Source organism: Amycolatopsis sp. NPDC089917, assembly GCF_040684635.1.
GTDB lineage: Bacteria > Actinomycetota > Actinomycetes > Mycobacteriales > Pseudonocardiaceae > Amycolatopsis.
The window spans coordinates 114,990-123,068 of sequence record NZ_JBFBGL010000022.1 but is presented as its reverse complement, the minus strand read 5'-3'; the positions used below and the strand labels follow the sequence as shown (position 1 = coordinate 123,068).

The 8,079-nt window shown below is 67.9% G+C and carries 5 protein-coding genes, 1 tRNA gene and 1 pseudogene; 2 read left to right on the top strand and 5 right to left on the bottom strand.

Features of this window, described 5'->3' with window-relative positions:
- Positions 1–128 precede the first annotated feature (128 nt).
- Both AB0N89_RS18390 and AB0N89_RS18385 read right to left on the bottom strand, forming a co-directional pair.
- Positions 129–1,550 (bottom strand): ATP-binding protein, encoded by a 1,422-nt coding sequence (locus AB0N89_RS18390; RefSeq protein WP_364205803.1) that lies wholly within the window; start codon positions 1,548–1,550, stop codon positions 129–131.
- The gene (locus tag AB0N89_RS18385; protein ID WP_364205801.1) at positions 1,547–3,202 is read right to left on the bottom strand and encodes an FAD-dependent oxidoreductase; all 1,656 of its coding nucleotides are present in this window, start codon (positions 3,200–3,202) and stop codon (positions 1,547–1,549) included. The genes AB0N89_RS18390 and AB0N89_RS18385 overlap by 4 nt, the downstream gene beginning before the upstream one ends.
- A gap of 32 nt (positions 3,203–3,234) precedes the next feature.
- Here AB0N89_RS18385 and AB0N89_RS18380 point away from each other — a divergent pair, with 32 nt between their 5' ends.
- Positions 3,235–3,954, top strand: a complete 720-nt coding sequence (locus tag AB0N89_RS18380) for a hypothetical protein (protein ID WP_364205799.1) — start codon at positions 3,235–3,237, stop codon at positions 3,952–3,954.
- Here AB0N89_RS18380 and AB0N89_RS18375 read toward each other — a convergent pair.
- Positions 3,938–4,495 (bottom strand): DUF308 domain-containing protein, encoded by a 558-nt coding sequence (locus AB0N89_RS18375; RefSeq protein WP_364205798.1) that lies wholly within the window; start codon positions 4,493–4,495, stop codon positions 3,938–3,940. The genes AB0N89_RS18380 and AB0N89_RS18375 overlap by 17 nt on opposite strands.
- Positions 4,496–4,600: 105 nt before the next feature.
- Positions 4,601–6,754: an RICIN domain-containing protein gene (locus AB0N89_RS18370; protein WP_364205796.1), complete on the bottom strand. Its 2,154-nt coding sequence runs from the start codon at positions 6,752–6,754 to the stop codon at positions 4,601–4,603.
- A gap of 269 nt (positions 6,755–7,023) precedes the next feature.
- Here AB0N89_RS18370 and AB0N89_RS18365 point away from each other — a divergent pair.
- Positions 7,024–7,096, top strand: a tRNA-Ala gene (locus AB0N89_RS18365).
- 547 nt (positions 7,097–7,643) lie between these two features.
- Here the strand turns inward: AB0N89_RS18365 and AB0N89_RS18360 are convergent.
- Positions 7,644–7,838, bottom strand: a pseudogene (locus AB0N89_RS18360) (DUF349 domain-containing protein); the annotation flags it as partial.
- Positions 7,839–8,079 lie beyond the last annotated feature (241 nt).

The following is an 8,079-nucleotide window of genomic DNA, read 5'->3' as shown; positions in this document are numbered from 1 at the left end:
TGAAGGCCTCCTTGAGGGACCCAGGGTCCCTCAAGGAGGCCTTCACGGACTTGACACCCGGGCAGGGACACCTTTGCCTTACCCCTCAATAGAACACGAATCGCCACTCACGACCACCCGGTTCCCCGTCAGATCACGGACTGCTCCGAGACCGGCAGGCACACGGTGAACCGCGTGTCCCCCGGTTCCGAGTCGACCCGCAGATCGCCCTGATGCCGTTCGACGACGATGCGCCAGGAGATGTCCAGGCCGAGCCCGGTCCCCTGCCCCACCGGTTTCGTGGTGAAGAACGGCTCGAAGATCCGCTGCCGCACCTCCACCGGGATCCCCGGTCCGGTGTCGCCGATCTCGACGTGCACGTGGTCGTCCACCCGGGAGGTCCGCAAGGTCAGCGTCCCCTCGGTGCCCATGGCGCCGAGCGCGTTGTCGATGACGTTCGTCCACACCTGGTTCAGCTCGCCCGCGTACGCCGGGATCCTCGGCACCGCGTGGTCGTACTCCTTCACCACGCGGATGCCCGGTGCGATCTTGCCCGCCAGCATGACGAGGGTGGAGTCGAGTCCTTCGTGGACGTCGATCCACTGGTGCGGCGCGCGGTCCATCTGGGAGTACTGCTTGGCCTTGCCGACCAGCACCGAGATGCGGGTCGTCGAATCCTCGATCTCGCCCATCAGCATCTCGGTCTCGAGCGCGTACGCGAGCCAGCGGACGGCGCCGTCGAGGAAGGTCTCCCCGACCGAGTCGAGCAGCCGGTCCAGGTCGGGCACGGTCAGCCCGGCGCGGACGTAGATGTCGGCGAGGTCCCAGCCCTGGTCGATGCCGTGGTCCTCGAACCAGTCGCCGATCTCGTCCTCGCGATCGGCCTGCTGCATCGCGGTCAGCTTCGGCGCCGAAGCGACCTGCTTGACCAGCTGTTCCTGGATCTCCAGCAACTGCTCCAGCAGCGTCGGGTCGACGTTCTTCTTCGCCAGCATCGCGAGTTTGTGCCGCATCCCGGCGACCCGCTCCCGCAGCGACGCCGTCGCGCGGACGGCCGCGGCGGCCGGGTTGTTGAGCTCGTGGGTCAGCCCGGCGGAGAGTTCGCCGAGCGCGAGCAGCCGCCGCCGCGAACCGATCACCGTGTCGCTGTTGCGCCAGCCGAGGTACATGCCCTCCAGCAGATGCGTCGCCATCGGGAACCAGCGGCGGAACTCGGTGGCGAACTCGGCCGCGGGCAGGGTCAGGAAGGTGAGATCGCTGACCGCGTGCACCGAAGCGCCGTAGGTGTGTTCGGTCTCCTGGTGCACGAAGAACTGCGTCGCACCGCAGTACGCGCCGCGCTGGTCGGACCGGATCGTCTCGACCTCGGTGCCGCCGACGAGCCGCGTCATCCGCAGCGCGCCGGACAGCAGGAGGTAGAAGCAGGTGGCCGGTTCACCCTCGCGCATGACCGTGGTGCCGCCGGCGTACTGCTCCAGGACCGCGTGCTCGTCGATCCAGTCCAGCTGTTCTTCGCCGAGGTGCTCGAAGAGGAAGAGCCCGCGCAGTTCCTCCCTGGGCAGGACGCTCATTGTTCCTCCAAGTACCGGTGAACCAGGGTGACCGCCATGGCGCCTTCGCCGACGGCCGACGCGACGCGCTTCACCGACGCGGCCCGGACGTCGCCCGCCACGAACACGCCGGGGATGGACGACTCCAGGTAGTGCGGGTCGCGGTCCAGCGTCCAGCCCGGCGGTGGGCTGCCTTCGGTGACCAGATCGGGCCCGGTCCGCACGAACCCGTGGTCGTCGCGCTGGATCTCCGTGCCGAGCCAGTCGGTGCGCGGCGCCGCGCCGATGAAGATGAACAGGTGCCCGGTCGGCACGGTCTCGGTCGCGCCGCCGTTCTCGCACAGGGTGAGCCGTTCGAGGTGATCGTCGCCGTGCGCCTCGACCACCGTGGTCCGGGTGCGGACGTGGATGTTCCCGATCGCGGCGATCTGCTCGATGAGGTAGTGCGACATCGACGCTTCGAGCGACTGGCCGCGGACGAGGATGGTGACGTCGGCGGCGTGCTTGGAGAAGAACACCGCCGCCTGGCCCGCCGAGTTCGCGCCGCCGACGATGTAGACGTGCTCGCCCTTGCACTCGGGCGCCTCGGTGGCGGCCGAGCCGTAGTACACGCCGCGGCCGGCGAGCTCGGCGACTCCGGGAGCCTCCAGCGCGCGGTAGTTGACGCCGCTGGCCAGCACCACGGAATGCGCGGAGATCTCGGTGCCGTCGCCGAACAGGACCACTCGCGCGGAGCCGCGCGCCTCCAGGCCCACGACGTCGCGGGCGGTGAGCACCTCGGCGCCGAACTTGAGCGCCTGCCGCCGTGCACGGTCGGTGAGCTGCGCGCCGGAAACCCCGTCCGGGAAACCGAGGTAGTTCTCGATGCGGGAGCTGGTGCCTGCCTGCCCGCCGGTGGCCTTGCGCTCGACGATCACCGTCCGCAGCCCCTCCGACGCGCCGTACACGGCCGCCCCGAGCCCGGCGGGCCCGCCGCCGATGACGATCAGGTCGTAGAACTCCTGCGCGGGGCGCGTGGACAGGCCGACGGCGTCGGCGAGTTCGGGCCCGGACGGCTGGCGCAGCACCGTGCCGTCCGGCGTGACCAGCACCGGGATGTCCTGGGCCGCCGCGTCCGCCGCGTCGAGGATCCGGCGTCCCTCGTCGTCGTCGACGGAGTACCAGCGGTACGGCACGGCGTTGCGCGCCAGGAAGTCGCGCAGGTGGAACGACGGCGACGAGTACCGGTGGCCGATGAGCTTGATCTCGTCAACCGGCCGCTCCCCCACCGCGCGCCAGGTCTCCACCAGCGCGTCGATGACCGGGTACAGCTTCTCCTCCGGCGGGTCCCACGGCTTGAGGAGGTAGTGGTCGACATCGACGACGTTGATCGCCTGGATCGCGGCGTCGGTGTCGGCGTACGCGGTCAGCAGCGCGCGGCGCGCGTTCGGGAACAGGTCCATCGCCTTCTCGAGGAAGACGATGCCGTCCATCTGCGGCATCCGGTAGTCGGCGAGGATCGCGGCCACGGCGTCGCCGCGCAGCTTGATCTCGCGCAGGGCTTCGAGGGCGTCGGCCCCGGAATCGGCCCGGATGATCCGGTAGTCCTTCCCGTACCGTTTGCGCAGGTCGCGGGCGACCGAACGGGACACGGCGGGATCGTCGTCGACGGTCAACAGGATCGGCTGGCTCACCGGTTCAGCCTAATCCCTATTACGTTCGGGTCGTGCTGACCGAAGCCGAAGAAGTGATCCATGCCCGTACCGTCCTCGCGTGTGAAGCGGCCGCGGGCCTGCCGGGCACTTTCTCCGCGTGGCGCGAAGACGGGCTGCTCGCGGTGCTGGCCACCGCACCGGAACTGCGGTTCCTGCGCACGATCTCCGGCGTCACCGAGGAGAAGCTGCCGTCGGCCATCCGGCTCGCCGGCGCTTCGTGCTGGGACGGAGACCCGCCGACACTCGTGCTCCCGGCGGGCTTGAACCCGGCCGGTCTCGTGCCCGTCGCTGTCCGCCCGATCGCGATCCTCCCGCTCACCGACCTGCCTCCGACGGATGCGGACGTCGACGACTCACCCGACATCGACGTGTTCCTCCGCATCCTGCTCGACGGGTACGAAAGCGGCGGCGCCGTGACGGAGTTCATCGCCGCAGAGCACCGCGATCATCGGATCCGGCGGTCGCTGCTCGTCGAGAACGGCGTGCCGATCTCCGCCGCGGCCATGAGTTCGCACGGCCCCGGCGTGCTCCTCGGCGGTTCGGCCACGCCGCGCGAACATCGCGGCCAAGGCGCGCAGGCGCGGCTGTTGGCGCATGGGCTCGCCGCGGCAGCCCGCGAAGGGCACCGGTTCGCCGTCGCGACGGCCGTGGAGGGCTCGCCGAGCCTGTCGAACCTGCGCCGCACCGGGGCACAGGTCCACTTGCGACAGGCTTTCAGGCTTGCTGGGTGAGTTTGCGCAGACGGAAGGCCAGCACGAGCAGCATCACGCCGTAAAGCAGGGCGTAGATCCCGACCAGCAGCGCGATCCCGTAGGCGCCGGCGATCGGGTTGATCACGATCACGACGCCCGCGATCAGGGACAGCGCGCCCGCCGCGATGAGGAAGGCCTCGCCCTCGATCTGCTTGCGGAGCCGGATCGCGGCGACGATCTCGACGATGCCGGTGAAGATCGCCCAGAAACCGACCAAGAAGGCCAGCACCAGCACCGTGATCCCCGGCCAGAGCAGGACCAGGACACCGGCGGCGATACCGAGGACGCCGAGGACTCCGTAGGCGGCGCGATGGGCGGCGTCACCCGGCCGGAAGGCCTGCATCAGGCCGCCGATGCCGTCGATGATCGCGTAAATGCCGTAGATGATCGCGAGGGCCAGGACGGTGGCGCCGGGCCAGATGAGCGCGAGCACGCCGAACAGGATGGCGAAAACCCCGCGGACGGCGGCCAAGGGCCAGGCGAGCCGGGGTTCGACGACGGTGAGACCGACGAGAGGCATGCCCCGAGTATCGGAGCGCCCGGAGGCGAGCGCGCGGCATGCCACCCGTAGGGGTGAAAGGCCGGTGCGCGCCGCGACCGCCATCACGGCGCGCACCGGGGTCCATCAGGGATAGGCGACCAGATTCGCCACGTTCGAACCCGAATTCGCCGGTCCGCCGCGGTCGTTGACGACCCGGCTGATGGTCCCGTTCCCGCCGAGAGAGACGGCGACCATGCTGCGGAAGCGGACGTTCGGGTTGTTCGGTGCCTCGATCGCGCGATCCGCGACCACGCTCGGATTCACGTTGAAGAAGCAGTAACTCCCGAGCCCGTACGCCTCGTGGTTCGTCACCGAGTTCGCCACTTTGTAGGCCGCGTAACCCCGCGTCGAGCCGTTCATCCAGGCGGCCTGATTCGGTGGGTCGTAAGGCATTTCGTTCTGGTAGAAGTACGTCCTGCCGCGGTTTCCGTTCCAGAGCGTCTGGTACTTCTGGTAGTGCTCGACGAACAGGCCGTACATCGTGACGTCGTCGCCGTTGACGATCAGGCCGGTGTCGGCGGTGTTGGTGTTCCACCCGACGCCGCTGCCGTGGTCGGCACGCCAGATCCACAGGTGATCGCCGATGACGTCGTCACTGTTGACCACCAGGCTGTTCGTGGCCTTGCCGACGCCCGCCCCGCCGACGCGGAAGAACACGTCGTGCAGCGAAGTCGGGTTGGCCGCGTGATCCTGCGCGGAGTTCGCGGGACCGACCTCCATCAACGTGGTGGAGTTCGTGGTGCCCGCGTCGATCAGCACGCCGGCGACCTTGACGCCGTCGACGTCGGCCACCGTCATCGCGGTGATGCCGTTGTCCGGGATCAGCGTGGCCAGGCCGAGTCCGAGCACGACGGTGTCCGGCCGGGTGACGCGGAGCGTCTCGTCGAGGTGGTAGACGCCCGGGGTGATCAGGAGGTCCTTGCCCTCGGCGAGCGCCGCGTTGATCTGCGACGCCGTCGTGCCGGGCTTCGCGATGAAGAAGCGGCTGATCGGCAGCGACGAACCCGGCTGGTTGGCGCCCCACGTGATGCCCGAAGCGTTGGTGCGCGTGGAGGGCACGAAGACCTGGTACGCGCCCGCGTTGTCGACGTAGAGGAACGGCTTCTCCCGCACGACCGGCGTCGTGTTCACCGTGGTGTAAGGCGGATTCGGGAAACTGGTCGACGGCGCGCCGTTGACTCCGGCGAACACCATGTTCCAGTTGGAGCCGCTCCAGCTGCCGAACTGCGAGTTGCGGGAGATCCACTGCTGCTGCGAGCCGGACCGGACCTGACCGTCGACCTTGACGTCGGACATCCAGCCGCCGCTGGACCAGCCGCCGTCGTCGAGCTGCAGGTTGCCGCGGACGTGCATGCGACGGTAGGGCGCGGCCTGCGAAACGGCCCAGCGATCGGTGCCGCCGTTGGGGTTCACGGACAGGTTTTCCGCGCCACGCCAGAAGTTCTGCGTCGCGTTGCCCTGGAACCAGTCGGCCTCCGCGTGCACCGCGCCGTTGATCGTCACGTTGTCCGGGGAGAGGCCGAGCCCGAGCACCTGCGTGTAGAACCCGACGTTGACGTCGACGTTGTACGAGCCCGGTTTGAACAGCAGCGCCTTCCGGTTCGCGCCGAACTGGTTGGTCTCCTGCTGTGAGAACACGCTGTTGACCTGGGACTGGATCGCCGACTGCGACATCCCGGGGTCGAAGACGAGCACGTTCGGCCCGAGGTCCGGGTTCGCCGTGCCGGTGACCGGCGTGAGCCGGAAGGACTGGGCGCCGGAGCCGTTGCAGGAATACTGCTGGAGCTGGGTGCTGTCCTGGGTCGAGAGGCCCGGGATGTCGAGGCAGCGACCGCTGTTGCGGCTCACGAAGTGATACGCCCCGCCCGCTTCCTCGACCAGCTGCCACTGCTGGTTGTTCCCGCCGCCGTAAGCCCACAGGTGGATGAGCCCGCCGTCGGCCGTCGACACCTCGGCGACGTCCCACACCTGCGCCGGGTTGTTGCGCGTGTTCACCCGGTAGTAGCCACCCGATGTGGGCTGGAACTGCCACTGCTGGGAAAAGGTCTGGTTGCAGGCGTACTGCTGGACGACCGTCCCGTTGGCCGACCCGGCGGCACGCGCGTCCACGCACTTCCCGCTCGTGGTCGTCACCGTGTACCAGGTATCGGGGACGATGGCCGCCTGCGCCGCCGGAGCCACCACGATCAGCACTCCGAGCAGGGAAAACAGGGCTATCAGGGCTGCTCTGGCCCTCATCGGGACCTCCTCCGCGTCATTCGGGCAGGGCGAGCTGAGGCGGAGCCCAGTGGAGACGCGGCGTAGCGGGCGGAGACCTCGGCGTCACGATGGTCGAAAACGTAACGGCGGTCACACGCGGAGTCAATACACGTCTAAAAATAAGCCTCAAAGATGCAGGTCAGTGGGGATTCCAGCGATCGGGACCGCGTAGAGTGACCCCCGCGTGAACGGCCTTCTCGGGCGGTGTAATGTATGGACACACGAGATGCGGAGTACAACTTCGCTCCGGGGCTATGGCGCAGCTGGTAGCGCACCTCACTGGCAGTGAGGGGGTCAGGGGTTCGAGTCCCCTTAGCTCCACAGTGACGAAATACCGCCCACTTGGCAGGTTTGCCGAGGCAGGGCGGTTTTTTCGTTTTGCCTCACTTTGAGAATCGCCCCGGCGAACTTCAGTTACCGTTCAGTAAGTGGAGCAAATCTGGAGCATGCCATCCCACCCACGCCAACTGGGGTCACATCTTCTGCTCCAGCCGCGTAACCCGACTGGATAGTTCTACCCAGGGTTCCGCAAAGTGCGAAACCCGGTCACACCGACGAGCTGCAGCTTCTCTCGGATTAAAAGGCGGCTCAGCCATGCCGCCTAGTGACGTTCACTGTCAAATACTGCCAGTTTGTGCAGGTCAACACCCGCCTTCGCCGGGAGACGAGTGCCATTCCGTGCTGACCCGTGTCGGGCTCTACGTCGGCAACGGAGCCCAACCGGAGACGACGTGCACCCCTACGACGGCCTGGCGATTCCGGTCTCGGAAGAGAGTGGTCGGGTTCGAACCCGCTTCGGAAGGGCAGCCTTCGGGCCGAGCGTTTGCCGACCTGGCCGCGCCGACATCGCTCAATATGGACGTCGCGCTCACTCGTCCGTGATGGCCGCTTCAGCCACTTCGAGCCACTCACGCCACTGCGCAGCCTGCTCGTCCGCCTTCTTCGCGCCGCCGTCGCCCGCCGCATGGGCCTTCGCGGCCTACGACTCGAACTGCTGAACCTACTCACGAAACTGCGCCTCTGGGTCGGTCCGCCGCCACTTGCTCTCCTCAGCCGACTTGACGAGCCGGGCAGTTCCACATCCGCAGAGCGGACATGATCAACTCACGCTGAAGAGGTTTCAGATGAGGACGATCCCGCGTACGCAGGACGAACGGAGCGGGTAGCGCACCGTTCGTACGTCTTGCGATCCCCACATACGCGGGGCAGACCCGCCCAAGATCCCGCTGAGCATGCAGCAGTACGGGCCATCCCCGCATACGCGGGGCCGACGTCGGCATGGACGTAGGACATGACCCAGGTGG